This is a genomic window from Streptomyces sp. NPDC097981, assembly GCF_040302565.1.
Taxonomy (GTDB): domain Bacteria; phylum Actinomycetota; class Actinomycetes; order Streptomycetales; family Streptomycetaceae; genus Streptomyces.
Genome location: NZ_JBEORW010000018.1, coordinates 91,176 through 115,904, shown reverse-complemented (window position 1 = coordinate 115,904; position 24,729 = coordinate 91,176). Strand labels below are relative to the sequence as shown.

The following is a 24,729-nucleotide window of genomic DNA, read 5'->3' as shown; positions in this document are numbered from 1 at the left end:
CCATGACACACAACGCGGAATGGAAGGTCGGTGTCTCGCTCACCGAGGAGGGCGGCACCACGAGGGCACGGGCCGTGCTCGACACCGGCAGCACGCAGCTGACCGGCCGTGGCACGGCTCGCTGCAATCCCGAGGACGTGGAGGTCTCCGCCATCGGGGACGAGCTCGCGGCGAGCCGGGCCATGCGCGACCTCGCGGGCCAGCTGATGCGTGCCGCCGACAAGGACCTGGCGTCTCTGGGCGAGGCCCCCCGGCTGCCGCGCACCGGCTACGGCTGGCCCCAGGACGCCGAAACCCCACCCCGCCCGGAACACTGACCGCCGCCCCGGCCCGTACCGGCGGTCTCGCCCCGGATCGGGCGGCGGCGGGCCCGAGCGGCGGTCTCAGCCCGGCCCCCGCCCGCGGGGCGCCGGCCCGTCACGCAGCCGGGCCGGCGCTCGCGCCGGCCGGGCCGCCGTTCAGGGGCGGGCGCGGGTCAGGGACAGCAGGTCGCGGGCCGGGCCCGCCGGTCGGGCGCCCGTCGGCCAGACGGCCCGCAGGGCCCGCCCCAGCGCCGCTCCGGCCACCGGTACCTCCACCAGCCGCCGGGCGGCGAGCTCGTCCACCACCGCCAGTTCCGAGAGCACGCACGGCCCCGCCCCGCTCAGCGCCGCCGCCTTCACGGCGGTGGTCGACGCCAGTTCCAGCAGTGGCACCGCGAGTCCCCCGCAGCCCGCCAGCGCCGCGTCCAGCACCTGCCGGGTACCGGAGCCCCGCTCCCGCAGGATCAGCGGCGTCGCCGCCAGTTCCGCCGCTTCCACGTCGCGCCTGCGCCGCGCCCACGCGTGTCCCGGCGCCACCGCCACGACGAGCCGGTCCTGGGCGATCACCGCCGAGTCCAGCCCGTCCGGCACGGTCAGCCCCTCCACGAAGCCGAGGTCCGCCTCGTGCGCGAGGACCCGCTGCGCGACCAGCGCCGAGTTCCCCGCGTGCAGGGACACCGCCGTGTCCGGCCGCTGCCCGCGCAGCGCGATCAGCCATCCCGGCAGCAGGTACTCGGCGATGGTCATGGACGCCGCCACCCGCAGCCGTGAGTCCCGCCGCCCCCGCAGCGCCTGCGCACCGGCGTCGAACGCCTCCGCCGCCTCCACCACGCGCCGCGCCCAGTCCGTGACCAGCGCTCCTTCCGCCGTCAGGGTCGAACCCCGCGGCGAGCGGTCCACCAGTGCCACGCCCAGCCGCGTCTCCATCGCCCGGATCCGGCTGCTCGCGGCGGGCTGCGTGATGCCCACGCGCTTGGCCGCACCGCTCAGGCTGCCGACCCGCGCGACCGCGAGCAGCAGTTCCAGCGCCCCCAGGTCCGGTACCCGGTGTGCCAGCGGAACCCACTCCTCGTTACCCATAAAGTCAGTTTATGACCTCATAGACAGATGGCCTCTGCCGTCCGCCGGGCCCCGGCACGACGCTGGGCCCATGGCCACCATCCTCGCGCGACCCCGCGCCCGCACACCCCGGACCCCCCAGGCCCACAAGGCCTTCCCGGCGCTCCGTCACCTCGGCCCCAACTGGTACGCGTCCGTCATGGGCACGGCCATCGTCGCCAATGCCGGCGCGACCCTCCCGTACCAGGTGCCCGGCCAGCGCGTGGCCTGCCAGATCGTCTGGGCGCTGTCCGCCGCGGCCCTCGCCCTCGTGCTCACCGCCCGCGCCGGCCACTGGCTCCACCATCGTGACCAGGCCCGCGCCCACCTCCTCGATCCGGCGGTGGCCCCCTTCTACGGGTGCCTCGCGATGGCGCTGCTGGCCGTCGGCAGCGGCACCCTGACCGTCGGCAAGGACCTCATCGGCGAGCCCGCCGCGGTCGCCTCCGACGCCGTGCTCTTCACCGCCGGCACCGCGATCGGCCTGCTCATGGCCGTGGTGGTGCCGTACCTGATGGTGGTCCGGCACAAGGCCGAGGCCGCCCAGGCCACCCCGGTGTGGCTGCTGCCGCTGGTCGCTCCCATGGTCTCCGCCGCCCTGGGCCCCCTGCTGATACCCCACCTGCCCGCCGGCCAGCCCCGCGAGGCGCTGCTGCTGGCCTGCTACGCCATGTTCGGCATCAGCCTGCTGGCCACCTTGCTGATGCTGCCCCTGGTCTTCGGCCGGCTGATCACGAGCGGCCCCCTGCCCCTGCTGCTGACCCCCACACTGTTCCTGGTCCTGGGCCCCCTCGGCCAGTCCACCACCGCGGTCGGCCAGCTCGCCGACATGGCCCCGCAGGCGATCGGCGCCCCCTACGCCGGTGCACTCGGTGCCTTCGCGGTCGTCTACGGAGTGCCCGTGATGGGGTTCGCCCTGCTGTGGCTGGCCCTCGCCGCCGCGATGCTGGTCCGGGCGGCCCGCAGCGGCATGGGCTTCGCCATGACCTGGTGGGCGCTGACCTTCCCCGTCGGCACCTGCGTCACCGGCGCCGCCGGCCTGGCCCGCCACACCGGCCTGACCGCGTTCGCCTGGCTGGCGGCCGCCCTGTTCCTGGCCCTGCTGACCGCCTGGCTGCCGGCCGCTGCCCACACGCTGCGCGGCCTGTTCACGGGCACCCTGCTCCCCCGGGAGACGGCCTAGCCGGATCACCCTGGCGGGCCGCCCGCAGCGCCGCCGCCAGTACGGCCGGGGCCTCGGCCAGCGAGGGCCCGTACCAGGTCAGGTGGCGGCCGCTGACCAGGGCGGACGGACGGTCCGGGAAGACTTCCGGGCCGTCCTCGCGCGTGAAGCGGTACGGCTCGTCGGGAAGCACCACCAGATCGCAGTCGGCGGCGGCCAGTTCCTCCACCGGCACCCGCGGATACCGCTCGGCGTGCCCGCCGTACATGTTGTGCACGCCCAGCCGGGCCAGCAGATCTCCCGCGAAGGTGTCCCGGCCGAGCACCATCCAGGGCCGCCGCCACACCGGCACGAATGCCCGGAGCGAACCGGCAGGCTCCACCCGCGCCCATGCGGCCTCCGCATCGTCCAGCCACTTCGGTCTCGCCAGCCCCAGGGCCCCCACGAGCACCCGGTCCAGCTCGGTCAGCGCCTGCGGCAGATCGCGGATCTCGGTGACCAGCACCTCCGCCCCCGCCGCACGCAGCGCCGCGAGGTCCGGGGCCCGGTTCTCCTCCTCGTTGGCGATCACCAGGTCCGGGCGCAGCGCCGCGATCCGCTCGACGTCGGGGTTCTTCGTGCCCCCGATCCGCACCGCGCCCCGCTTCCCGAGGTCCGCGGGGTGGGTGCACCAGTCGGTCACCCCGACGAGCAGCCCGGGAGCGCTCACCGCCACCGCCTCGGTCAGCGAGGGCACGAGCGAGACGACCCGCATCCGGCTCAGCGCCCGGGCGAGGGCGGCTCGGAGGTCGCGTGGATGTGCTCCCCGACCGCCACGACCAGGAGCCGGGTGTCCTCGGAGACTGCCCGCCAGCGGTGGCGCACGCCGCCGGACAGGAACAGCGCGTCCCCGCTCTCCAGCCGGTACGCCCGCCCCTCGGCCTCCACCTGGCACGCGCCCGAAACCACGTACATCAGCTCGTCGTTGCGGTGCTGGTACTCGCGGCCCGCGTCCTGGTCCCCGGTGAACTCCAGTGCGTGCAGCTGGTGGTGTCCGCGTACGAGGGGACGCACGCCCGGCACCGGCGTGAGCCCGGAGTCGTCGCCGGCCCGTACGAGGTCGACCGTGCGCGCGGTGTCGGACGCGGCCAGCAGCTCGACGGCCGTCGTCTCCAGCGCGTCCGCGACCCGTTCGAGGGACCGCATGCTGGGCCGGGCCCGCTCGTTCTCTATCTGGCTCAGGAAGGGCACCGACAGGCCGCTGCGCGCCGATACGGCGGCAAGGGTGAGGTGGAGCGCCCGGCGCCGCTTGCGCACGGCCACGCCCACCCGGAGCGGTTCCTTGGCGTCCTTGTCCCGTTCCTTGTCGTCCGAGCCGTCCCTGTCGTCCATGGCGGGGCTGCCCTCCCCTTGTCTGGTCCGTCGGCGTACGTCTGCGTCCGTCGCACGTGGGTGTGCTGTAAGCACCTTACGCAGCAACCGCTCCCGGTTTCGCGTGCAAGAGCCCACCACGGTACGCCCCGGGTGAAACTCCCGTGCCATTTCGGATCGCTCTCGCGGCCACTTTCCGTGCCCCCGGGCGTAACCCGTCGCCGCGGGCGCCCGTGGGGGTTGCGGCATCATCGTCACCGTGACGACGACTCGACGCCTGATGCTGCTGGACACCGCCTCCCTCTACTACCGCGCGTACTTCGGTGTGCCGGACTCCGTGAAGGCACCGGACGGCACCCCGGTCAACGCGGTGCGCGGACTGCTCGACTTCATCGGACGGCTGGTCCAGGACCACCGCCCCGACGATCTGGTGGCCTGCATGGACGCCGACTGGCGGCCGCACTGGCGGGTGGAGCTGATCCCCTCCTACAAGGCCCACCGGGTCGCGCAGGAGACCGAGGCCGGACCGGACGTGGAGGAGACCCCGGACACGCTGGCCCCGCAGGTGCCGATCATCGAGACGGCCCTGGACGCGTTCGGGATCGCCCGGGTGGGGGTCGCCGGGTACGAGGCCGACGACGTGATCGGCACTCTCACGGCGCGCGCCACGGGCCCGGTGGACATCGTCACCGGCGACCGGGACCTGTACCAGCTGGTGGACGACGCCCGGCAGCGGCGCGTGCTGTACCCGCTGAAGGGGGTCGGCACGCTCCAGGTGACGGACGAGGCCTGGCTGCGCGAGAAATACGGGGTGGACGGCCCGGGGTACGCGGACCTGGCGCTGCTGCGCGGGGACCCGAGCGACGGGCTGCCCGGGGTCCCGGGGATCGGCGAGAAGACGGCGGCGAAGCTGCTGGACGCGTACGGCACCCTGGCCGGGATCATCGCGGCGGTCGACGACCCGAAGTCGAAGCTGACCCCCGCCCAGCGCAAGCGCCTGGACGAGTCCCGGCCTTATCTGGCGGTGGCTCCGAAGGTGGTCAAGGTGGCCTCGGACGTCCCGCTTCCGGCGTTCGACCCTGCTCTGCCGGCGGTGCCCGCGCAGCCGGAACTCGTCGACGCGCTGGCGCACCGGTGGGGTCTGGGCGGAGCGGTGTCACGCCTCAGCAGCGCGCTGCGGCCTTGAGGTGATAACTTAGGTAATCCTAAGTTTCAGGGGAGCAAGGGGAGAACGCCGTGGCAGAAGGACGCGCCCGCAAGATCGGTACCGCAGCCGTCGTGCGCACAGAGCGGCTGACGCCGCACATGGTGCGCGTGGTGCTGGGCGGCGCCGGACTGGTCCGGTTCAGTGCGGGCGAGTTCACCGACCACTACATCAAGCTCCTGTTCGCGCCCGAGGGCGTCACGTACCCCTCCCCGTGGGACCTGGACCGGATCCGCGCCGAGTACGCACGCGAGGCGTGGCCGCGCCAGCGGGCGTACACGGTCCGCTCGTGGGACCCGGCGCACCTGGAGCTGACGCTCGACTTCGTCGTCCACGGCGACGAGGGGCTGGCCGGCCCCTGGGCGGCCCGCGTCCGGCCCGGTGAACTCGTCCGCTTCCTCGGACCGGGGGGCGCCTACGCGCCGGACCCGGAGGCCGACTGGCACCTGCTGGTGGGCGACGAGTCCGCACTCCCGGCGATCGCGGCCGCGATGGAGCGGATGCCGGCGGGCGCGCGGGTGCACGCGTTCGTGGAGATCGAGGGCCCGGACGACGAGCAGAAGATCGCCACCCCGGACGGCATCGCCCCCGTCTGGCTCCACCGCGGCACCCGCCCCGTCGGCGAGCTGCTCGTCGAGGCGGTCAGGAGCCTGGAGTTCCCCTCCCGGGAGGTCCACGCCTTCGTGCACGGCGAGGCGGGCTTCGTGAAGGACCTCCGCCGCCACCTGCGCCTGGAACGCGGAGTCCCGAAGGAGCGCCTGTCGATCTCGGGCTACTGGCGGCTGGGCGAGACGGACGAGGGCTGGCGGGCGATCAAGGGCGACTGGAACGCCAGGGTGCTGGCCGAACAGGAATCCGCGGCCTGAGCCCGACAGGGGCCTGACCGGGCCACCGGCCTCGCGCCGGCCTTCCGGCCCGGCCGGGAGCCGTCCGCCCCGGAGCCGGGCCGCGCAGCGGCCCCGCCCGGGCCGGGGCCGCCGCCCTCGTGCGGCGGGTTCACCCGTTCGGCAGGACAATGTCCGCATGCGCAAGCTCCGCATGCTCACCGCAGCCGGAGCCGCCGTCGTGTTCGCCGCGACGGCCGCCGCCGGCGTCGTCACCGCGCACGCCGCGCCCAGCCCGCCGCCCGCGCCCAAGCCACAGATCACCGACGCGGAAGTGGACAAGGCGCTCGCCCACCTGGACGGGTTCGTCAACGACGCCCTGCGCAGCACCGGGGTCCCCGGCGCCGCCGTCGCCGTCGTCCACGACGACAAGGTCGTCTACCTCAAGGGCTTCGGCGTCCGGCGCACCGACGCACCCGGTGCCATCGGCCCCGACACCGTTTTCCAGGTCGCCTCCGTCTCCAAGCCGATCTCCTCCACGGTGGTGGCCGGCGCCCTCAAAGACCCGGCCGACTGGAACAGCCCCGCCGAACTCCCCGGCTTCGCGCTGAAGGACCCCTGGGTCACCGGCCACGTCACCACCGCCGACCTGTTCTCGCACCGCAGCGGCCTCCCCGACCACGCCGGCGACCTCCTCGAAGACCTCGGCTACGACCAGGCGTACATCCTCGGCCACCTACGTCTGGAACCCCTCTCGTCCTTCCGCGCGAGCTACGCGTACACCAACTTCGGCCTCACCGCCGCCGCCGAAGCAGTCGCCCGCCAGCACGGCACGACCTGGGAGAAGCTCAGCCAGGACACCCTGTTCAAACCCTCCGGGATGAAGCACACCAGCACCCGGTTCTCGGCCTTCATCAACGCCCCCGACCACGCGGCCACCCACGTCAAGAACCCGGACGGGACCTGGTCGCCCCGCTTCGTGCGCGACCCCGACGCCCAGGCACCGGCCGGCGGCGTGAGTTCCACCGCCACCGACATGGCCCGCTGGCTGCGCCTCCAACTTGCCGGCGGCACCCTCGACGGGAAGCGGATCATTCCCGCCGACACCCTCGCAACCACGCGCCTGCCGCACATCGTGTCGCAGGCGCCGGCCCCGCCCCTGGACCACACCGGCTTCTACGGCCTCGGCTGGAACGTCTCGTACGACGACGCGGGACGGCTGCGCCTGAGCCACTCCGGCGGTTTCGAACTCGGCTCCAACACCAACGTCACGCTGCTCCCATTGGAGAAGCTCGGCATCGTCGTCCTCACCAACGGCGCCCCGGTCGGCATGGCCGACGCCATCGCGATGGACTTCTTCGACACCGCCGAGCACGGCGCTGCGACCACCGACTGGCTGCCCCTGTTCGCCGCGCTGTACGCCCAGCAGCTCGGCCCCGGCCCCTCCGCCACCGACTACGCGCACCCGCCCGCGGACGCGAAGCCGGCCCGCTCCGACAGCGCGTACACCGGGACCTACGTCAGCCCGTACTACGGCAAGCTGACGGTCACGGCGAACAGCAGCGGCGACGGCGGCCTCACCCTCTCCCTCGGCCCGAAGCCGATGCGCTTCCCGCTCACCCACTACGACGGCGACACCTTCAGCTACGTGACCGCCGGCGAGAACGCGGTCGGCCGCACCGGGGTGACGTTCAAGGACGGCGCGGTCCGCATCGAGTACCTGGACGCCACCCACCTCGGCACGTTCACCAAGCAGTAGCCGCATAGCCTGGGCCCGATGAGACGCAGAACCCAGGCACCCCCCTCCCCCCTCCCCCAGGTCGCCGGCATCGACCCGGTCCGGCTCCGGCTGCCCGCCGCCCCCGACGGACGGTGGCCCGACCTGGGCGGCTACCTCGCCGCGCGCTACGCCGGCACCCGCGGAGCCGAGTCCATCGCGCGCCTGCTGCGCACCGGGCGGGTGTTCGGCCCCGGCGGGCGGGTCCTGCATCCGCAGGACCCGTACGAGCCGGGCGCCTACCTGTGGTTCCACCGGGACATGGAGCCGGAGCCCGTGGTGCCGTTCCCGATCCGCGTCGTCCACCGCGACGCACACCTCCTGATCGTGGACAAGCCGCACTTCCTGGCGACCACCCCGCGCGGCAGCCACATCACGCAGACCGCCCTGGCCCGGCTGCGCACGGAGCTCGGCCTGCCCGAACTCAGCCCGGCACACCGGCTGGACCGGCTGACCGCCGGACTGGTGATGTTCAGCATCCGGCCCGAGGACCGCGGCGCGTACCAGTTGCTGTTCCAGGAGCGGCGGGTCGTGAAGGAGTACGAGGCCCTCGCCCGGCACGACCCGGAGGTCGTCCTCCCGCGCACGGTCCGCAGCCACATCGAGAAGACCCGCGGGGTGATGGCCGCGGCCGAGATCCCGGACGCCGAACCGAACGCCGAGAGCCTCGTCGAGCTCATCGGTACCAAGGGGGAGCTGGGCCGCTACCGGCTGACCCCGCACACCGGCCGCACCCACCAGCTGCGGGTGCACATGAACAGCCTGGGCCTGCCGATCCTCGGCGACCCCGTGTATCCGCAGGTCACCGACCCAGCCCCGGACGACTACCGCAACCCCCTCCAACTCCTGGCCCGCAGCGTGCAGTTCACCGACCCGGTCACCGGCGCCGAGCGCCGATTCGAAAGCGGCCTGTCCCTGCAGGCCTGGGAGGACCTCGCGGCCTGGGAGGCCGGCGGCCAGGGCTAGGCCGTGGCGGTCCCGGCCCTTCCGGCGGCGCCCGTGACCCCCGCGATCCGCAGCGCCGCATCGGCGGTGGCCTCCGCGAAGGCCACCACCGGCCGGTCCGGATCGGCGCGGTGGATCAGCATCACGCCCTCGATGAGCCCGAAGACCAGATCGCCCCGCAGCACCAGCCCGGCCCCGTCCCGGGCCAGTTCGGCCCCGGCGGAGGTACCGGCGAGCAACGCGCGGTAGGCATCCTTGAGTTCGCCGCGCATCCGGCGGAAGCGGGTAAACCGTGATCCGGCCACCTCGGGCAGCAGGTAGAGGGCGCCCAGGTCGTAAGGGCCCCCGCACAGCAGCATCACGTCCGAACGGCACAGCTCCCACAGCCGCTGCGCGGCAGGCCTCGCGGCGTCGGCGAGCAGCCGGCGGGCGAACACCAGCGAGGGCGCGACCGTGGATTCCAGGAGTTCGGCGAGGAGTTCCTCCTTGCCGCGGAAGTAGTGGTACATCGTGGCCTGGCGCATTCCGGCCCGTTCGGCCACCGTCCGCGTGGTGGTGGCGGCGTACCCCCGGACGGTGAACAGCTCGGCCGCCGCGCAGAGGAGTTCTTCGCGCGGCGGCCGGCCGCTCGCCGGTCGCAGCCGATCGGCGCGCGGCCGGCCGACCCGTCTCGGCCCCTCGTCCGTTCCCCCAGTCATGGGGCGATCGTCGCACAGGACACGACTGAATTGATCATGGCAAGAGATGAGATCCGGCCATGACCGTATTCAGAGGAAGCCCCAAAAGCGGCTAGCCGACCGAGCTGTAGGCCACTACACCCCGAAGCAGCGCGTCCACGGCCTTACGGGCATTTCGTGCCACCGTGCTCCCGCCCTGCGAGGACGGGGCCGCGGCCGCGATCTGCCCCAGCACGTCGATGACCTGCTTGCACCAGCGCACGAAGTCACCGGCCGGCATCTCCGCCTCGCGCAGCACCTCGTCCAGGCTCTTGTCGGAGGCCCACTGGTACGCCGCCCACGCGAAGCCGAGGTCCGGCTCGCGCTGGCCCACACCCTCCGCCTGGTTGATGCGGTGCTCCTCCTCCAGCGCGTCGAGCCGGCCCCAGATGCGGACCATCTCGCCCAGCGCCGCCTTCGCCGCACCGCCCGGCACCTTCGGCGGCACCGCGTCGTCGGACTGCCGCGCCTCGAACACCAGCGCCGAGACGCAGGCGGCCAGTTCGGCCGGGGACAGGCCTTCCCAGACCCCGGCGCGCAGGCACTCGGACGCCAGCAGGTCGAGCTCCCCGTACAGCCGGGCGAGCCGCTTGCCGTGCACGGTGACCTCGTCCTCGCGCAGGTAGTCCAGCTCGGTGAGCAGCCTGTGGATCCGGTCGAAGGTGCGGGCGATCGTGTTCGTCCGGCCCTCGATGCGCCGCTCCAGCTGCTGGGTGTCCCGCTTGAGCCGGTGGTAGCGCTCCGCCCAGCGGGCGTGGTCCTCGCGCTCGTCGCAGCCGTGGCAGGGGTGCGCCCGCAGTGCAGCGCGCAGCCGGGAGATCTCGCGGTCGTCGGCCGCCTCGGCCCGGCCGCGGCCGCGGCGCTCCGGCACGATGTGCCCTGCCTTGGCCCGCAGTTGGGACGCCAGGTCCCGACGGGACTGCGGCGAGCGCGCGTTGAAGGTCTTGGGGATCCGCATCCGCTCGATGGCCTCGACCGGGACCGGGAAGTCGATCGCGGCGAGCCGCTTGACCTGCCGCTCCGCCGTCAGCACCAGCGGGCGCGGGCCCTCGGCGTACTCGTACCCGCGGTGCCCGTTGACCCGCCCGGCCGGCACGCCCGGGTCCAGGACCAGCGCGAGCCCGGCGAACTTGCCGGTCGGCACGTGGATGATGTCGCCCGGCTTGAGCTTCTCCAGGGAACCGGCCGCCTGGGCCCGGCGCTGGGCCGCACCCCGCTTCGCCAGGTCCGTCTCGCGGTCCTTGAGGTCGCGGCGCAGCTGCGCGTACTCCTCGAAGTCGCCCAGGTGGCAGGTCATGCCCTCCTGGTAGCCCTCCAGGCCCTCCTCGTTGCGCTGCACCTGCCGGGAGATCCCGACGACCGAGCGGTCGGCCTGGAACTGCGCGAAGGAGGTCTCCAGCAGCTCGCGCGAGCGGTGCCGCCCGAACTGCTGGACCAGGTTCACGGCCATGTTGTACGAGGGCTTGAAGCTGGACCGCAGCGGATACGTACGGGTGCCGGCGAGCCCGGCGAGCGCCGCCGGGTCCATGCCGCGCTGCCACAGCACCACGGCGTGGCCCTCGACGTCGATGCCGCGCCGCCCCGCCCGGCCGGTGAGCTGGGTGTACTCGCCGGGGGTGATGTCGGCGTGCTGTTCGCCGTTCCACTTGACCAGCTTCTCCAGGATCACCGTGCGCGCGGGCATGTTGATGCCCAGCGCCAGGGTCTCGGTCGCGAAGACGGCCTTGACCAGGCCGCGGACGAACAGCTCCTCCACGACCTCCTTGAAGGTGGGCAGCATGCCGGCGTGGTGCGCGGCGATGCCCCGCTCCAGGCCTTCCAGCCACTCGTAGTAACCCAGGACGTGCAGGTCCTCGGCGGGGATGGAGGCGGTCCGCTCCTCGACGATCTCGCGCACCTTCAGGCGGGCGGAGTCGTCGTTGAGCCGCAGGCCCGCGAACAGGCACTGCTGGACGGCGGCCTCGCAGCCGGCCCGGCTGAAGATGAAGTTGATCGCGGGCAGCAGCCCGTCGCCGTCGAGGCGGGCGATGACCTCGGGGCGGCTGGGGGTCCAGATCCGGCCGCGGGAGCGCCGCTCGCGCTCGCGGTCGGCCTCGCGGACCATCTTGCCGCGCCGCCGGTCCTTCGGGCTGTACGTGCGGCTGTTCTCCTCGCGCGCCATGCGCAGCAGGTCGGGGTTGACCTCACGGCGCGCGGAGCCGCGCCCTCCGTGGTCGGACTCCTCCTCGAAGAGGTCGTGGATCCGGCGGCCTGCCATGACGTGCTGCCACAGCGGGACGGGCCGCTCCTCGGAGACGATCACCTCGGTGTCGCCGCGCACGGTGTCGAGCCAGTCGCCGAACTCCTCGGCGTTGGACACGGTGGCCGACAGGGACACCAGCGTCACCGACTCGGGGAGGTGGATGATCACTTCCTCCCAGACGGCTCCGCGGAACCGGTCGGAGAGGTAGTGCACCTCGTCCATCACGACGTAGCCGAGGCCGAGCAGCGACTGAGAACCCGCGTACAGCATGTTGCGGAGCACCTCGGTGGTCATCACGACCACGGGCGCCTCGGAGTTGACGCTGTTGTCGCCGGTCAGCAGGCCCACCTTGTCGGCGCCGTAGCGCCTGACGAGGTCGGCGTACTTCTGGTTCGACAGGGCCTTGATGGGCGTCGTGTAGAAGCACTTGCGGCCCTGCCGCAGGGCCAGGTGCACGGCGAACTCGCCGACGATCGTCTTGCCCGAGCCGGTCGGGGCGGCGACCAGCACGCCCTTGCCGGCCTCCAGTGCCTTGCAGGCGTCGACCTGGTACGCGTCCAGGTCGAATTCGTACATCTCGCGGAAGGGGGCCAGGGCGGAGGCCTCTTCGGCGGCGCGGATCCGGGCAGCGGCGTACCGCTCGGCGGGGGAGAGTTCTTCGGTCATCTTGTCTTCGAGCCTACCCGCCGCCTCTGACAACAGTCGCGATCTTTATGAGCAGCCCGTGCGGCACGGGCGGCCCCGCGCCCCTACACCAGGAGCCGCAGGGCCGCCGGCACGCACGCGGCGGTCACGGGCAGCGGCCCCAGGGGCTCGCCGTCCGCGTAGGCGGTGATCCCGGCGGCCTCCAGCGTGATCTTCGCGGCCCGGTGGACGGTCACCTGCGGGTGGCTCAGGTGCGTGCCCTTGTAGACCCGCGGGAAGACCTTGAGCAGGGTCGAGCGGCTGCAGTCCCCGACGACCACGACGTCGAAGAGCCCGTCGTCGGGCACGGCGTCGGCGCAGATGCGCATGCCGCCGCCGTAGGAGGAGCCGTTGCCGACGGCCACCAGTGCGGCCTCGGTCTCGATCACCGGACCGTCGTCGAGGGTGATCCGGTACGGGAACGGCCTGAAGGCGGCCAGCTCCGCCAGTATCGCCAGGTCGTACTTGAACCGGCCCGCCGGCAGCCGCATCCGGTTGCCGCGGTCGTTGACCCGCGAGTCGAAGCCGGAGCACAGCACGGTCCCGTACCAGGTCCCGCCGCCGGAACCGGCTCCTGCGTCGGCCGGGGCCACCCGCCCCAGGTCGATCTCGCGGACCCGTCCCTCCTTGATCGCCTCGGCCGCCAGCCGGCCCGCCTGCGCGGGCTCGCTCACGGGCAGCCCCATCGCCCGCGCGAAGTCGTTCCCGGTCCCCACCGCGACCACGCCGAGCGGTACCAGCGTCCCGGCCAGGGCCTGCAGGGCCAGGGAGACCACGCCGTCGCCGCCGACCGCGATGACCGCCCCGGTGCCTTCGCGGACGGCGGTGCGCAGCCGCGCCAGCGCGTCCCCGGCGTCGGCGCCGAGGACCGTCCGTACGCAGAACCCTGCGGCCCGGAGCGCGGAAGCGGCCGGCTGCGCGGCATGCGCGCCCCGGCCGCGTCCCGCGGTGGGATTGACGAGGAGGGTGATCTCAGCGCTCACCCGCCGGAATCTACCTGTCAGGTCGCGTCGTCGTAACCGTTGATCTGCCTGCGTCCGCCGTCGGCCTGCTCGGGCAGGGCGGTCGGGGCCTGCACGGGCTCCATCTCACCGATCGGCGCCGGCGTGAGGTCCAGCTCGGAGGCCTCGTCGTCGTCGAGCAGCGCATCGGGGTTGTTGCGGCCCCGCCTGCGGTCGTTGACCAGGCAGATCCCGAGCGCGATGAAGTAGAGGGCGACGATCGGCGCGGCCAGCGACATCATGGTCAGCGGGTCGCCGGTGGGCGTGGCGAACGCGGCGAAGATCGTGATGCCCAGCACCATGGCCCGCCACCAGCTCGCCAGCCGCTTCGCGGTGAGGACCCCGGTGAAGTTGAGCAGGATCAGCAGCAGCGGCAGCTCGAAGGCGAGACCGAAGACGATGACCATGCGCGTGACCAGGTCGAGGTAGTCGTCGACCGGGAGCAGGTTGCGCGCGTTGTCGGGGGTGAATTCGAGAAGGATCGTGGCGGTCTGCGGCAGCAGCTTGTAGGCGAGCACCCCGCCGGCGGCGAACAGCGGAGCGCCGACGGCCACGAAGCCGACCGCGTAGCGCTTCTCGTGGTTGTGCAGGCCCGGGGCGACGAAGGCCCAGAGCTGGTAGAGCCACACCGGCGCCGAGAGCACCACACCGGCGGTGAGCGAGACCTTGAGGGCGATCGAGAACGGGGCGATGAGGCCGTTCACGGTCATGTCGGCGCAGGGCCTGCCGTTGCGCTGTGAGACCACCCCGTTGGTGCAGCCGACGGAGTCCAGCATCGGCTTCAGCATGAAGTCGATGAGGTTCTTGTAGTAGAAGGCCGCCACGATGGTGATCACGAGGATCGCCAGGACCGACTTCAGCAGGCGGTTTCTCAGCTCACGCAGGTGCTCGACAAGAGGCATCCGCCCTTCGGCGTCCTTCGCCTGCTTGTTCTGCTTCTCCTGCTTGCGGGCAGACTTGAGCAACCCACGTCCCTTGTCTCGTTGCAGATGACCGGCGTGATCGTGACCGCGGGCCGTCGGCCGGCGGCCGGAGGATCAGCCCTGGGTGGAGTGGTTCGGCTCGTTGACGGGACGCGAGCCGGTCACGTCGCCGGGAGCGGCCTTGATGGTGCGCGGGGCGGCGGCCTGCTGCGGGGCCTGGTCGGCGACCGTCGCGGCGGCCGCTTCGTCCGCCTGGCTCTCGGCCTTCATGGCCTTGGCCTCGCTCTTGAGGATGCGGGCCGACTTGCCCAGGGAGCGGGCCATGTCGGGGAGCTTCTTGGCACCGAACAGCAGGAAGATCACGGCGATGATCAGGAGGATCTCAAGAGGCTTCAGATTGCCGATCATGTCTGACTTCCTTCTCGCCGGAACGGCTGGTAGTGGTGGCGGGCGACTGCGCGCAGAGGCACGCAATCGCTCAGAAAGGATCGTAACCCCCGGGGGTTAACGCCCGGCAATCCCCCGGGGTACCCGGCCTTGCGTGCGGCTGCGACCGACGGTACGGCTCCCGGCCCGCACTTTCCATATCCGTGCGCGCCACCGGACCTGCGGATCACGGCCGTGCGGCCCCGCCCGCCCGCGCCAGATCCGTCGCCGCGCGCTCCAGGTCCCCCGAGGCGTCGGCGATCCGCCGGCTGGCCAGCGCGACCTGGCCGGACAGCCGCCGCACCTCCGCGTAGACGCGTATGGCGAGGACGGAGAGGACGGCGAGCCCGAGGAAACCCAGGGCGATTGCGAGCATCGGCCACAGCATGGGACCGAGCCTAGGCCACCGGCCTCCTCAGATGCTGCGCAGGGTGCTCACGCCTCCGCCGGTCAGCAGTTCCACGATGCGCTCGCCGGCCGGTTTGCGTACGGAGGCCCCGCACTCGGGACAGGTGAACGAGTAGAACGTGGTGCGCCGGCTGCCGCCGATCACGAGCCGCAGGGCCCCGGCGTCCAGCTCGAAGCGGGCGCGGCAGTCGGAACAGGCCGCCTTGAAGGAGACGGGTCCCACCGTGGCCGACCGCCCCGGCGGCCCTGCTGCAGCATGCACACCCCGTGGCCCAGACATTGGCGACATCGCTCGGCGCTCCCTCAGCCCATTCGTTCCGTACGGCACGGCCCCGCAGGTCCGGTCCCGGTCCCGGTGCCGCCCCGCCGATTCCCCTTGATCAGCCCTGTTCCCCGTACCCGGCGAGCGCCTCCCGGGCCGCCTGCCGCGCACTGTCCGCCACCTCCGCGGGCGCCACGATCCGGCCGTCGCGGCCCAGCCGCAGCGCGAGCCGGCGCAGCGAGGCCGGGTCCGGGCTGCGCAGCGTGATCCGCAGGCCGCCGTCGGACAGCTCCTCGGCGCGGTCGTGCGGGTAGTACTCGGCGACCCAGCGGCCGCCCGGCCCGACCTCGACCACGACCTCCGGGTCCTCGGCGGCCGGCTGGACGAGCCCCTCGGACAGGTCGCGCGGCTCGATGGCGGGCGGCTCGGCCCGCTCGTCCAGCAGCCGGATCTCGGCGACCCGGTCGAGGCGGAAGGTGCGCCGGGCCTCGGAGAGGTGGCACCAGCCCTCCATGTACGTGTGGCCCACGGCGAAGAGCCGGATGGGGTCGACCTTGCGCTCGGTCAGCTCGTCGCGCGCCGGCGAGTAGTAGCGCAGCCACAGCCTGCGGCGCTCCGCGATGGCCCGGTCGACGTCCGCGAAGACCCCGCCCTCCGCCTCGAAGGTCACCGACAGCCGGGAGCTGGCCCCGGCCGCCTCGCCCGCGGCCGCCTCCAGCTTCGCGGTGGCCCGCAGCAGCGCGTCCCGGTCGCTCTCGCGCAACCCCGGCAGCGTGGCCACGGCGCGGGCGGCGACCAGCAGCGCGGTCGCCTCGTCGGCGGCGAGGCGCAGCGGCTCGGCGGTGGACTCGCCCGACGCGTCGGGGTTGCGCCACCAGATGCGCTCCCCGTCGGTGTCGATGTCGAGCAGGTCCCCGCCGCGGAAGCTGGTCCCGCACATGGGCAGCACGTCGAGGTCCGAGATCAGCTCGTCCTCGGTGATCCCGAAGGCGCGGGCGACGTCGGCGACGTGCGCCCCGGGGCGCTCGCGCAGGTACGTCACCAGGGACAGCATCCGGCGGGTCTGGTCGATGGCGTTGGCAGCCATGCTGGTACGTCTCCCCCTCAGGGCACGTCTTGCGAACGGTGCGGTTGTGCGGTGGTTGCGGATCGTGCGGCGGACGCGACGGGTCAGGCCCGGCCCGCCGGGCCGGCCTCAGCCCCTGGCCACGGCGCGCAGCCGGGCCACGACGTCCGCCCGCAGGTCGGCGGGCTCCACGACCACCACGTCCGGCCCGAACTCGACCAGCCAGGCGTCCAGCCCGTGCCCGTACGGGATCTCCAGCTCGTCCCAGCCGTCCCCGCCCTCGCGCACGGCGGTGGCCCTGGCCCGCAGCGGGTACCCGGCCCCGGCCCGGAGCCGGATCAGCGCGGAGCGGTCCGCGCTCTCCCCGGCCCAGCTGGCCACGGTCTCCCGTACGGTGACCACGTCCGGGACCTCAGCGGTGTACTTGGCCGCCCGGGAGCGGACCTTGCCGGTGATCCGGGAGAGCCGGAACACCCGCTCCGCCCCGCGGTCGCGGTCGTATCCGGCCAGATACCAGTGGCCGCGCCAGCACTCCAGCGCCCACGGCTCCACCTGGCGGGTCTCGGGATGCGCGGCGGTGGACTTGCGGTAGTCGAAGACCACCGGCCGGCGGTCGCGGCAGGCCAGCATCAGCGGCTCGAAGGCCGCCTCGTGGACCGGGATGCGCGGCTCGATGGCACTGTGCTGGCCCGCGTACGGGTCCTCCGCCTCCGGCATCCCGCCCGCGCGCAGCTTCTGCAGCGCACCGCTGGCGGCTCCGGCGAGGCGGGCCTGCTGCCAGACCTTGGCCGCGAGCCCCAGCGCGGCGGCTTCCTCGGCATCGAGGGAGACGGGAGGCAGCCGGTTGCTGTCGCGGCGGGCGAGGTAACCGGTCTCGCCCTCCAGGTTCTCCACCGTCTCGATGACCAGGCCGAGTTCGCGCAGATCGTCCTTGTCACGCTCGAACATGCGGTTGAACGATTCGTCGTTGCCGGCTTCCATGTACGCCTCGATGGAGCCGCGCAACTCGCGCTTGCTCAGCGGCCGGCGGGTCCCCAGCAGACACAGCGCCAGATTCATCAGCCGCTCGGCCTTGGCAATCGCCATCGACGCCCTTCCGCCCTTCTCCGCTTACACGTTGCACGACGCGCACGACACACACGTCCGTGACCGTTGACCGTACCGCCCCGGCGGGCCCCGGCAAAAGCGAGGGCCCCCGCCTCACGGCGGGGGCCCCATTACCTGTCACGAGTCGTCGGATCAGACGCCCATCAGGTCGCAGACGAAGATCAGCGTCTCGCCCGGCTTGATGGCGCCGCCGGCGCCGCGGTCGCCGTAGGCGAGGTGGGCGGGGATGACCAGCTTGCGGCGGCCGCCGACCTTCATGCCCTCGATGCCCTTGTCCCAGCCCGGGATGACCTGGCCGATACCCAGGATGAACTGCAGCGGCGCGCCGCGGTTCCAGGAGGCGTCGAACTCCTCGCCGGTGGAATAGGCCACGCCCACGTAGTGGACGGAGACCTTGTTGCCGGCCGTGGCCTCGGCGCCGTCGCCCTCCCAGATGTCCTCGATGACGAGGTCGGCCGGAACCGGGAAGTCGGGGAAGTCGATCTCGGGCTTCTCGAGCTGGTTGCTCACGGAACTGCTCCTCAGAAATAAATCAGGTCAACCGGGACAGTCTTACATCACGGCGAGGATGTCGAGGCTGAACACCAGCGTCGAGTTCGCCGGGATGGTGCCCTGCTCCTTGTCGCCGAACGCCTGGTCCGGCGGGATGACCAGCAGGATGCGGCTGTTGACCTTCTTGCCGAGCAGGCCGTCCTTGAGGCCCTTGACCGACAGCTGCTCCATCGGCCAGGTCACCGTCTGGTCCGTGGCGTACGTGCTTTCGAAGGTCTTGTCGTCCTTCCACGTCTTGCCGTTGAACTTGACCACGACGCTGTCGGTGTCCTTGACGACCGGGCCGTCACCCTCCAGCACGTAGTTCGAGACCAGCTTCGCCGGCGGCGCGGTGTCCTTCGGAACGGTCACGGAGACTTCCTTGCCGTCCGTGTTCGTACCGATCTTCGGCAGGGCCTTGTCCTCCTGCGGGATCTCCTTGCCCGTGGCCGAGACCGGGACCGAGGTGCCCTTGACGATGTCCACGACGAACACCAGCGTGGCGTTCGGCTTGATCTTGTCGCCGGAGCCCTTGTCCCCGTACCCGAGGTCCGGCGGGATCACCAGCTCCAGACGGCTGCCGACCTTCTTGCCCTCAAGGCCCTGGTCCCAGCCCTTGATGACCATGCCGGCACCGATGGTGACGTCGAACGGCTTGCCCTTGCCGAAGCTCTGGTCGAACGGCTCCTTGCCGTCCCACACCTGCCCGTAATAGTTGACCTGGGCGATGTCGCCCTTCTTCAGCACCGGGCCGGTGCCCTCGCTGACGGTCACCACCTTCAGTTCCTTCGGCGGCTCACCCGAGCCCTTCGACAAGGTGGGCGTCTCCCCGAACTTTTCACCCTTGGTGATCGCGGGGGCCCCGTTCTTCATCTGGGCGGAGTCGGAGCCGCTGTCGCCACAGGCTGCTGCCGACAGCAGCAGAAGGGGTACGACAAGCAGGCCGGCAAGTCGGCGCACGTGTTCCTCAGATCTCAGACGGCAACGGTCGTCGCCACTCTAAGGCGTGCGCAGGGCCGCGTACGAGATTCCGTACGCGGCCCCTGTCACGAGCGCCGCAAGATCAGCACGATGTCACATGCCGGCGATCAGCTTCTCCACCCGGTCGTCCACCGACCGGAACGGGTCCTTGCACAGCACGGTCCGCTGCGCCTGGTCGTTGAGCTTGAGGTGCACCCAGTCGACCGTGAAGTCCCGCCGCTGCTCCTGCGCCCGGCGGATGAAGTCGCCGCGCAGCCGCGCCCTCGTCGTCTGCGGGGGCACCGACTTGCCCTCGAAGATCTTGAGGTCGTTGCAGATCCGCGCCGCCTGCCCCTTGCGCTCCAGCAGGTAGTACAGCCCGCGCCGGCGATGGATGTCGTGGTACGCGAGGTCTATCTGAGCCACCCGCGGGTTCGACATGGTCATGCCGTGCTTGGCCCGGTAGCGCTCGATCAGCTGATACTTCATCACCCAGTCGATCTCGGTCGCGATCCGGTCCAGATCCTCCGCCTCGATCGCGTCGAGGCTGCGGCCCCACAGCTCCAGCACCTGGTCCACCGTGCCGGTACGGATCCCCCGGCGCTCGGCGAAGTCCACGGCCTTGTCGTAGTACTCCCGCTGGATCTCCAGCGCCGACGCCTCACGGCCGCTCGCCAGACGCACCTTGCGCTGGCCCGTGATGTCGTGGCTGACCTCGCGGATGGCCCGGATCGGGTTCTCCAGGGTCAGGTCCCGCATCACCGTGCCCGCTTCGATCATGCGCAGCACCAGATCGGTCGCCCCGACCTTGAGCAGCATGGTCGTCTCGGACATGTTCGAGTCCCCGACGATCACGTGCAGCCGGCGGTAGCGCTCGGCGTCCGCGTGCGGCTCGTCCCGGGTGTTGATGATCGGCCGGGACCGGGTCGTCGCGGAGCTGACGCCCTCCCAGATGTGCTCGGCCCGCTGGCTCACGCAGTAGACCGCACCCCGGGGGGTCTGCAGCACCTTGCCCGCGCCGCAGATCAGCTGCCGCGTGACAAGGAACGGAATGAGGATGTCCGCCAGGCGGGAGAATTCTCCGTGCCGGGCCACGAGATAGTTCTCGTGGCAGCCGTAGGAGTTGCCGGCCGAATCGGTGTTGTTCTTGAAGAGATAGACGTCGCCCGCGATTCCCTCCTCGTGCAGGCGGCGCTCGGCGTCGACGAGCAGGCCTTCGAGAATGCGCTCGCCCGCCTTGTCGTGCGTGACCAATTCGGTCACGTTGTCACATTCGGGAGTTGCATATTCCGGATGCGAACCCACGTCGAGGTACAGGCGGGCGCCGTTCCGCAGGAAGACATTGCTGCTGCGGCCCCATGACACAACACGGCGGAAGAGGTAGCGCGCCACTTCGTCAGGAGACAGTCGGCGCTGTCCCCTGAACGTGCACGTGACGCCGTACTCGTTCTCCAGCCCGAAAATGCGGCGGTCCATGACTGAACATTACGCCTTCTGCACTGTTCTGAAACCGGGTTCGTGAACGCCGTTTCGATCAGTTGCCGACGAGCCGCTCCGCCGGACCCCCCGCCGGACCCCGGACCGCCCCCTCGCCCACGATCTCGCCCGCACCTTCCGGCGAGGCCGCCGACGAGCCCGTCACCGTACGGGTCCGCCCGGGAGCGGCCAGGATCCGCTGAGTGGTCATCAGCACCACCAGGGCCGCAGCCCCCGCCGCACACGCCACCCCGAACCCGGCCGCCGTACCGCCCAGTTCCACGAACGGCCCCGCCACCGCGGTACCGACGGCCGCACCCACCCCGAAGAAGGTCACCAGCCAGGAGAACGCCTCCGTCACCGTGCCCGCCGGGGCGTGCCGGTCCACCACGATGAACGCACAGGCGATCGTCGGCGCCAGGAACACCCCGGCCAGGGCCGTCAGCGCCGTCATCGCCACCGGGCCGGGCGTCAGCAGCAGCGGCAGGTAGCCCAGCGCCAGCAGCGCCACCAGCACCCGCAGCCGCCGCTCCGGGGCCCCGCCCCACTGCCGGGCCCCGTAGACCACACCTCCGGCCAGGGCACCCAGGCCCAGGGCCGCCATCATCCACCCGTAGACCGCCTGCCCGCCGTGGCCGTCCGAATAGGCGATGCCCGCCACCGTGATGGAGCCCAGGGCGCAGCCCACGAAGAAGAACGCACCCAGCAGCGCCACCAGCCCCCGCGAGCGCAGCGCACCCAGCCAGTGGGCCTCGCGCGGCTCGGAACGCCAGGTGCGCGACGGCTCGCTCAGCACGACCGACAGGGCCCCCAGAACACCCAGCGCATTGATCACCAGCAGGGCGCCGGCCGGGCTCCACAGCGCGACACACACCGTCACGATCAGCGGACCGACGGTGTACATGACCTCCTGTGCCACCGCGTCCAGCGCGTACGCGGCGTGCACCCGCTCCTCACGCCCGCCCAGCACACTGGGCCACAGCGCCCGCAGGCCGCCCTCCAGCGGCGGCGAGAAGAACCCGGACACGATGACCGCGCCGTACGCCGCAGCGGCCGAACCCGTACCCGCCAGCGCCAGCCACGCCATGCCCAGCGCCGAGGCCACCGCGGCCGGCAGCTGGACCCGGGGCTGCCCGTACAGGTCCACCGCACGGCCGAGCAGCGGCTGCCCCACCGCATTGGCGAAGCCGTAGGCGGCGGCCAAGGCGCCCGCGAGGCTGTAGCTGCCGCCCCCGGCCCGCACGAACAGCACGATCGCGATCGCCGCCGTGGCGTTCGGCAGCCGGCCGACGAGCGTGCCCGCCAACAGCCGTGCGGCGTGCCGGGTCCTGAGCAGCTCCGCGTATCCCGCGGCCATGTCCGCCCCCTTCTGCCCGGACCCTGCCGGGGTAATACGTATAACGAAGACGGTCATACGTACCATGGCCGCAGCCCACCGGTCCACCCGGCGGACCACCCGCACCCCCGCCGACCTCGCATTCCAGGAGAACCGTGTGACGAGACCCACCAGCCGGGACGTCGCCAGCGCCGCCGGGGTCTCCCAGGCCACCGTCTCCCTCGTCCTCGGCGGCAAATGGCGCGGCCGCGTCTCCGAACGCACCGCCGCCCTCGTCCGCGAAACCGCCACCACCCTCGGCTACCGCCCCAACCTCGCCGCCCGCAGCCTCCGCCTCGGCAGCACCCGCACCGCCCTCCTCGTCGTCCCCGCCCTCACCAACGAGTTCTTCGCCCGCGTCTACACCGGCGCCGCCCGCATCGCCGCCGAACACGGCTTCGGCGTCGTCCTCTACCCCTCCCCCGACGGCACCGGCCCCGCCCGCGACCCCTTCGCCTCCGCCAGCACCGCCCTCGACGGGGTCATCGCCTCCTCCATGGCCGCCGGCGCCCTCGACGCCATCGGCGACGCCGAGCTCCCCCTCGTCATGCTCGACAGCGACCCCACCGCCGGCCGCGCCGCCGCCCACGTCAACCTCGCCATGGCCGACGGCATGCGCCAGATCACCGAACACCTCCTCACCCTCGGCCACCACCGCTTCCTCCACCTCGCCTCCGCCGTCGACACCTGGACCTTCGACATCCGCGCCCAAGCCCTGGCCGCCCTCCTGGGACCCCACGCCGAGCTGCGCACCGTACGGGCCCCGCTCACCGTCGCCGACGCCCTCACCGCCATGGAGGCGGCCCTGGCGGCCCCCGCAGACCGCCCCACCGCCGTCATCTGCGACGACGACATACTCGCCGCCGGCGCCTGCAAGGCCGCCCGCCGCCTGGGCCTGCGCGTCCCCGACGACCTCTCCGTCACCGGCGTCGACGACCTCGCGCTCGCCACCGCCGTCGAACCCGAACTCACCACCGTCCGCCTGCCCGCCGAACGCGTCGGCGAACAGGGCATGACCGCCCTCCTCGCCGTCCTGGAGGGCACCCCCTGGACCGCCCCCGACCTCCCCGTCGAGCTGATCGTCCGCGGCTCCTCCGGCCCCGCACCCACCCGCCCCTGAACACGAAGAAGCCCCGGCCCGCCTCACAGGAGGCGGACCGGGGCCACTCGAAGCAGTCCTACTCGGAATCGTCCTCGGGAGCCTCGTCGTTCGAGACCGCGTCGGCCTGCGCCGCCGCCGGAACATCCGCCTCCAGCAACCGCGACAACTGCCGGCCCCGGATCCGCTTGAACTTCCGCTGCTGGGACCGCGTACGGTCCAGCACCGCAACCTCCAGCCGCTCGGCCGGAATCGTCTTGTCCGCACTGTTCGCCTGGCTGGACAGCGCCTGCACCGCCAGCTTCAGCGCCTCCGACAGGGTCATCCCGTCCTGGTGGCGCTGGTCCAGATAGGTACTGATCTGCTCGGCGTTGCCGCCGACCGCGACCGAGCCGTGCTCGTCCACGATCGAACCGTCGTGCGGCAGCCGGTAGATCTGGTCACCCGCCGCGGTCGCACCGACCTCGGCCACGACCAGCTCCACCTCGTACGGCTTCTCACCCGCACTGGAGAAGATCGTGCCCAGCGTCTGCGCGTAGACGTTGGCGAGCCCACGGGCCGTCACATCGTCACGGTCGTAGGTGTATCCGCGCAGATCGGCGTAGCGCACGCCCCCGATCCGCAGGTTCTCGTACTCGTTGTACTTGCCGGCGGCCGCGAAGCCGATCCGGTCGTAGATCTCGCTGAACTTGTGCAGCGCGCGGGACGGGTTCTCGCCGACGAACACGATGCCGTCGGCGTACTGCAGCACGACAAGGCTGCGACCGCGGGCAATGCCCTTCCGGGCGTATTCCGCCCGGTCGGCCATGGCCTGCTGGGGTGACACATAGAACGGAGTCGACACCGGTTGTCCGTCCCTTTCTTCTGGGCGACGAGAGGACTGGTCAGAGCAGGGCGGCGCGCGGACCGTCGGGCTGCTCCAGACGACGGTTGGTGACCGTACGGGCGAGCTCCTGCGACTCCTCGTCGCTGAGCCTGCGGAATCCCTCGTCCGTGATGACGGTGACGATCGGGTAGATGTGGCGGTACAGGTCCGGGCCACCGGTCGCCGAGTCGTCGTCGGCCGCGTCGTACAGCGCCTGCACGACGAGGGTGGTGGCCTGCTCCTCCGTCAGGTCGGGGCGGTACAGCTTCTTCATCGAGCCGCGCGCGAAGATCGAGCCGGAACCGGTGGCGGCGAAGCCGTGCTCCTCGGAGCGGCCGCCCGTCACGTCGTAGGAGAAGATCCGGCCCTTCTCCTTGGCCTCGTCGTACCCGGCGAACAGCGGCACGACCGCCAGCCCCTGCATCGCCATGCCCAGATTGCTCCGGATCATGGTCGACAGCCGGTTGGCCTTGCCCTCCAGGGAAAGGGTCGCGCCCTCCACCTTCTCGAAGTGCTCCAGCTCCAGCTGGAACAGCTTCACCATCTCCACGGCCAGGCCGGCCGTACCGGCGATGCCGACCGCGGAGTACTCGTCGGCCGGGAACACCTTCTCGATGTCCCGCTGCGCGATCATGTTCCCCATGGTCGCCCGCCGGTCACCGGCGAGCACGACGCCACCGGGGAAGGTGGTGGCGACGATGGTCGTCCCGTGCGGCGCCTCGACGATCCCCTCGGGCAGCTTCCGGTTCCCCGGCAGCATCTCGGGCGCGTGCGCACCCAGGAAGTCCATGAAGGACGACGACCCCGGCGTCAGGAAGGCTGCCGGTAGACGCCCTGTGCTACGAGTGTTGGGTTCCACAGGTTTCCTTCCACGTAAGCGGCTGCACGCCTTATGACGTCCGGCCGATCCTTGAACTGCCCCAGTG

General features: G+C 72.0%; 26 protein-coding genes. 7 read left to right on the top strand and 19 right to left on the bottom strand.

The annotated features are described in order from the left end of the window. Positions 1-2 precede the first annotated feature (2 nt). Positions 3-317, top strand: coding sequence for a DUF1876 domain-containing protein (locus tag ABTY04_RS19285; RefSeq protein WP_352214541.1), 315 nt, complete (start codon positions 3-5; stop codon positions 315-317). A 141-nt stretch (positions 318-458) separates the two neighbouring features. On the opposite strand, the gene ABTY04_RS19280 is transcribed toward ABTY04_RS19285, so the two are convergent. Continuing rightward, positions 459-1,382 carry a LysR family transcriptional regulator gene (locus ABTY04_RS19280; RefSeq protein WP_352214540.1) on the bottom strand — a complete coding sequence of 308 codons (924 nt, stop codon included), beginning with the start codon at positions 1,380-1,382 and terminating at the stop codon, positions 459-461. A gap of 70 nt (positions 1,383-1,452) precedes the next feature. On the opposite strand from ABTY04_RS19280, the gene ABTY04_RS19275 reads away from it, so the two are divergent. Then, positions 1,453-2,583, top strand: coding sequence for a TDT family transporter (locus ABTY04_RS19275; RefSeq protein WP_502996671.1), 1,131 nt, complete (start codon positions 1,453-1,455; stop codon positions 2,581-2,583). Here ABTY04_RS19275 and ABTY04_RS19270 read toward each other — a convergent pair. Both ABTY04_RS19270 and ABTY04_RS19265 read right to left on the bottom strand, forming a co-directional pair. Then, on the bottom strand, positions 2,549-3,316 hold the full coding sequence (locus ABTY04_RS19270) for a helical backbone metal receptor (RefSeq protein WP_352214539.1): 768 nt from the start codon (positions 3,314-3,316) through the stop codon (positions 2,549-2,551). The two genes, ABTY04_RS19275 and ABTY04_RS19270, sit on opposite strands and share 35 nt — an antisense overlap. Before the next feature lie 5 nt (positions 3,317-3,321). After that, positions 3,322-3,933, bottom strand: coding sequence for a helix-turn-helix domain-containing protein (locus ABTY04_RS19265; RefSeq protein WP_229341211.1), 612 nt, complete (start codon positions 3,931-3,933; stop codon positions 3,322-3,324). A 259-nt stretch (positions 3,934-4,192) separates the two neighbouring features. On the opposite strand from ABTY04_RS19265, the gene ABTY04_RS19260 reads away from it, so the two are divergent. From ABTY04_RS19260 to ABTY04_RS19245, 4 genes are all read left to right on the top strand, one after another. Further along, positions 4,193-5,098 (top strand): 5'-3' exonuclease, encoded by a 906-nt coding sequence (locus ABTY04_RS19260; RefSeq protein ID WP_352214581.1) that lies wholly within the window; start codon positions 4,193-4,195, stop codon positions 5,096-5,098. A gap of 50 nt (positions 5,099-5,148) precedes the next feature. Further along, complete coding sequence (locus tag ABTY04_RS19255; protein WP_352214538.1) at positions 5,149-5,982, top strand: siderophore-interacting protein; 834 nt, start codon at positions 5,149-5,151, stop codon at positions 5,980-5,982. A 157-nt stretch (positions 5,983-6,139) separates the two neighbouring features. Next, on the top strand, positions 6,140-7,699 hold the full coding sequence (locus ABTY04_RS19250) for a serine hydrolase (RefSeq protein ID WP_352214537.1): 1,560 nt from the start codon (positions 6,140-6,142) through the stop codon (positions 7,697-7,699). A gap of 18 nt (positions 7,700-7,717) precedes the next feature. Continuing rightward, positions 7,718-8,683, top strand: coding sequence for a pseudouridine synthase (locus ABTY04_RS19245; protein WP_352214536.1), 966 nt, complete (start codon positions 7,718-7,720; stop codon positions 8,681-8,683). Here the strand turns inward: ABTY04_RS19245 and ABTY04_RS19240 are convergent. The 13 genes from ABTY04_RS19240 to ABTY04_RS19180 form a co-directional block, all read right to left on the bottom strand. Then, positions 8,680-9,360 carry a TetR/AcrR family transcriptional regulator gene (locus ABTY04_RS19240; protein WP_352214535.1) on the bottom strand — a complete coding sequence of 227 codons (681 nt, stop codon included), beginning with the start codon at positions 9,358-9,360 and terminating at the stop codon, positions 8,680-8,682. The two genes, ABTY04_RS19245 and ABTY04_RS19240, sit on opposite strands and share 4 nt — an antisense overlap. A gap of 91 nt (positions 9,361-9,451) precedes the next feature. Next, positions 9,452-12,286, bottom strand: coding sequence for a DEAD/DEAH box helicase (locus tag ABTY04_RS19235; RefSeq protein ID WP_352214534.1), 2,835 nt, complete (start codon positions 12,284-12,286; stop codon positions 9,452-9,454). An 83-nt stretch (positions 12,287-12,369) separates the two neighbouring features. Further along, a complete protein-coding gene (locus ABTY04_RS19230) occupies positions 12,370-13,287 on the bottom strand; it encodes a diacylglycerol kinase (RefSeq protein WP_352214533.1) in 918 nt (305 codons plus the stop codon). A gap of 17 nt (positions 13,288-13,304) precedes the next feature. Then, entirely contained in the window at positions 13,305-14,270 is a 966-nt protein-coding gene (tatC, locus tag ABTY04_RS19225; protein WP_352214532.1) for a twin-arginine translocase subunit TatC, read from the bottom strand. A gap of 72 nt (positions 14,271-14,342) precedes the next feature. Then, positions 14,343-14,636: a Sec-independent protein translocase subunit TatA gene (tatA, locus tag ABTY04_RS19220; protein WP_352214531.1), complete on the bottom strand. Its 294-nt coding sequence runs from the start codon at positions 14,634-14,636 to the stop codon at positions 14,343-14,345. A 205-nt stretch (positions 14,637-14,841) separates the two neighbouring features. Beyond that, complete coding sequence (locus ABTY04_RS19215) at positions 14,842-15,042, bottom strand: hypothetical protein (protein WP_352214530.1); 201 nt, start codon at positions 15,040-15,042, stop codon at positions 14,842-14,844. A gap of 27 nt (positions 15,043-15,069) precedes the next feature. Beyond that, on the bottom strand, positions 15,070-15,342 hold the full coding sequence (locus ABTY04_RS19210) for a CpXC domain-containing protein (RefSeq protein WP_352214529.1): 273 nt from the start codon (positions 15,340-15,342) through the stop codon (positions 15,070-15,072). Positions 15,343-15,442: 100 nt separating this feature from the next. Further along, on the bottom strand, positions 15,443-16,411 hold the full coding sequence (locus tag ABTY04_RS19205) for a helix-turn-helix transcriptional regulator (RefSeq protein ID WP_352214528.1): 969 nt from the start codon (positions 16,409-16,411) through the stop codon (positions 15,443-15,445). A 108-nt stretch (positions 16,412-16,519) separates the two neighbouring features. Then, a complete protein-coding gene (locus ABTY04_RS19200; protein ID WP_352214527.1) occupies positions 16,520-17,476 on the bottom strand; it encodes a helix-turn-helix transcriptional regulator in 957 nt (318 codons plus the stop codon). Positions 17,477-17,629: 153 nt separating this feature from the next. Then, positions 17,630-18,007 (bottom strand): FKBP-type peptidyl-prolyl cis-trans isomerase, encoded by a 378-nt coding sequence (locus ABTY04_RS19195; RefSeq protein ID WP_352214526.1) that lies wholly within the window; start codon positions 18,005-18,007, stop codon positions 17,630-17,632. 42 nt (positions 18,008-18,049) lie between these two features. Next, the gene (locus tag ABTY04_RS19190) at positions 18,050-18,988 is read right to left on the bottom strand and encodes an FKBP-type peptidyl-prolyl cis-trans isomerase (RefSeq protein ID WP_352214525.1); all 939 of its coding nucleotides are present in this window, start codon (positions 18,986-18,988) and stop codon (positions 18,050-18,052) included. A gap of 114 nt (positions 18,989-19,102) precedes the next feature. Beyond that, a complete protein-coding gene (gene pafA / locus ABTY04_RS19185) occupies positions 19,103-20,464 on the bottom strand; it encodes a Pup--protein ligase (protein ID WP_352214524.1) in 1,362 nt (453 codons plus the stop codon). A gap of 58 nt (positions 20,465-20,522) precedes the next feature. After that, complete coding sequence (locus tag ABTY04_RS19180) at positions 20,523-21,821, bottom strand: MFS transporter (protein WP_352214523.1); 1,299 nt, start codon at positions 21,819-21,821, stop codon at positions 20,523-20,525. 136 nt (positions 21,822-21,957) lie between these two features. On the opposite strand from ABTY04_RS19180, the gene ABTY04_RS19175 reads away from it, so the two are divergent. After that, positions 21,958-22,959 (top strand): LacI family DNA-binding transcriptional regulator, encoded by a 1,002-nt coding sequence (locus ABTY04_RS19175; protein WP_352214522.1) that lies wholly within the window; start codon positions 21,958-21,960, stop codon positions 22,957-22,959. A 58-nt stretch (positions 22,960-23,017) separates the two neighbouring features. On the opposite strand, the gene prcA is transcribed toward ABTY04_RS19175, so the two are convergent. Genes prcA through ABTY04_RS19160 form a run of 3 tightly spaced genes read right to left on the bottom strand, consistent with a single transcriptional unit; the run spans position 23,018 to position 24,727 of the window. Next, positions 23,018-23,782, bottom strand: coding sequence for a proteasome subunit alpha (gene prcA / locus ABTY04_RS19170; protein WP_352214521.1), 765 nt, complete (start codon positions 23,780-23,782; stop codon positions 23,018-23,020). Between the two features lie 40 nt (positions 23,783-23,822). Continuing rightward, positions 23,823-24,662 (bottom strand): proteasome subunit beta, encoded by an 840-nt coding sequence (gene prcB / locus ABTY04_RS19165; protein ID WP_352214520.1) that lies wholly within the window; start codon positions 24,660-24,662, stop codon positions 23,823-23,825. After that, the gene (locus ABTY04_RS19160; protein WP_352214580.1) at positions 24,614-24,727 is read right to left on the bottom strand and encodes a hypothetical protein; all 114 of its coding nucleotides are present in this window, start codon (positions 24,725-24,727) and stop codon (positions 24,614-24,616) included. The genes prcB and ABTY04_RS19160 overlap by 49 nt, the downstream gene beginning before the upstream one ends. Between the last annotated feature and the right edge of the window lie 2 nt (positions 24,728-24,729).

Coding starts and splice junctions, on each gene's coding strand:
- ABTY04_RS19215 (WP_352214530.1), bottom strand. CDS start 15,042: ATGCTGTGGCCGATGCTCGCAATCGCCCTGGGTTTCCTCGGGCTCGCC.
- ABTY04_RS19275 (WP_502996671.1), top strand. CDS start 1,453: ATGGCCACCATCCTCGCGCGACCCCGCGCCCGCACACCCCGGACCCCC.
- ABTY04_RS19240 (WP_352214535.1), bottom strand. CDS start 9,360: ATGACTGGGGGAACGGACGAGGGGCCGAGACGGGTCGGCCGGCCGCGC.
- ABTY04_RS19270 (WP_352214539.1), bottom strand. CDS start 3,316: ATGCGGGTCGTCTCGCTCGTGCCCTCGCTGACCGAGGCGGTGGCGGTG.
- pafA (WP_352214524.1), bottom strand. CDS start 20,464: ATGGACCGCCGCATTTTCGGGCTGGAGAACGAGTACGGCGTCACGTGC.
- ABTY04_RS19245 (WP_352214536.1), top strand. CDS start 7,718: ATGAGACGCAGAACCCAGGCACCCCCCTCCCCCCTCCCCCAGGTCGCC.
- ABTY04_RS19180 (WP_352214523.1), bottom strand. CDS start 21,821: ATGGCCGCGGGATACGCGGAGCTGCTCAGGACCCGGCACGCCGCACGG.
- ABTY04_RS19200 (WP_352214527.1), bottom strand. CDS start 17,476: ATGGCGATTGCCAAGGCCGAGCGGCTGATGAATCTGGCGCTGTGTCTG.
- ABTY04_RS19280 (WP_352214540.1), bottom strand. CDS start 1,382: ATGGGTAACGAGGAGTGGGTTCCGCTGGCACACCGGGTACCGGACCTG.
- ABTY04_RS19260 (WP_352214581.1), top strand. CDS start 4,193: ATGCTGCTGGACACCGCCTCCCTCTACTACCGCGCGTACTTCGGTGTG.
- ABTY04_RS19250 (WP_352214537.1), top strand. CDS start 6,140: ATGCGCAAGCTCCGCATGCTCACCGCAGCCGGAGCCGCCGTCGTGTTC.
- ABTY04_RS19210 (WP_352214529.1), bottom strand. CDS start 15,342: ATGTCTGGGCCACGGGGTGTGCATGCTGCAGCAGGGCCGCCGGGGCGG.
- ABTY04_RS19265 (WP_229341211.1), bottom strand. CDS start 3,933: ATGGACGACAGGGACGGCTCGGACGACAAGGAACGGGACAAGGACGCC.
- ABTY04_RS19235 (WP_352214534.1), bottom strand. CDS start 12,286: ATGACCGAAGAACTCTCCCCCGCCGAGCGGTACGCCGCTGCCCGGATC.
- tatA (WP_352214531.1), bottom strand. CDS start 14,636: ATGATCGGCAATCTGAAGCCTCTTGAGATCCTCCTGATCATCGCCGTG.
- ABTY04_RS19205 (WP_352214528.1), bottom strand. CDS start 16,411: ATGGCTGCCAACGCCATCGACCAGACCCGCCGGATGCTGTCCCTGGTG.
- ABTY04_RS19285 (WP_352214541.1), top strand. CDS start 3: ATGACACACAACGCGGAATGGAAGGTCGGTGTCTCGCTCACCGAGGAG.